This is a genomic window from Paraburkholderia sp. JHI869, from assembly GCF_038900775.1.
Taxonomy (GTDB): Bacteria; Pseudomonadota; Gammaproteobacteria; order Burkholderiales; family Burkholderiaceae; genus Paraburkholderia.
Genome location: NZ_JAYMSC010000098.1, coordinates 1 through 604, shown reverse-complemented (window position 1 = coordinate 604; position 604 = coordinate 1). Strand labels below are relative to the sequence as shown.

1 pseudogene is annotated in these 604 nt (G+C 62.1%); it reads left to right on the top strand.

Annotated features, from left to right (window positions below):
• Positions 1-604, top strand: a pseudogene (locus VSR72_RS44025) (hypothetical protein); the annotation flags it as partial.

Sequence of the window (604 nt, the reverse complement as noted above, 5' to 3'; positions counted from 1 at the left end):
GTGAACGGTTCGCAGCTGTACGCGACGAACACGAACGTGTCGAACCTGGCCGGTAACGTGACGAATCTCGCTGGCGACGTGACGACGCTGCAAGGTGACGTGACGACCATCAACGGTCAGATCACGAACTTGCAGGGTCAACTGGCCGATGCAGTGACGTACGACTCGTCGGCACACGACTCGGTCACACTGGGCGGCACGGATGCGACCTCGGCGGTGGCGCTGCATAACGTGGCAAACGGCGTGCTGAGCGCATCGAGCCTCGACGCAGTGAACGGTTCGCAGCTGTACGCAACGAACCAGAGCATCACGGACCTGTCGGGCCAGATCACGAACATCAACGGTCAACTGGCCGATGCGGTTCTGTACGACTCGTCGGCGCACGACTCGGTGACGCTGGGCGGTACGGACGCAACCTCGGCAGTAGCCCTGCACAACGTGGCGAACGGCGCGCTGACCGCATCGAGCACCGACGCAGTGAACGGTTCGCAGCTGTACGCGACGAACACGAACGTGTCGAACCTGGCCGGTAACGTGACGAACCTCGCCGGTGACGTGACAACGCTGCAAGGTGACGTGACGACCATCAACGGTCAGATCACGA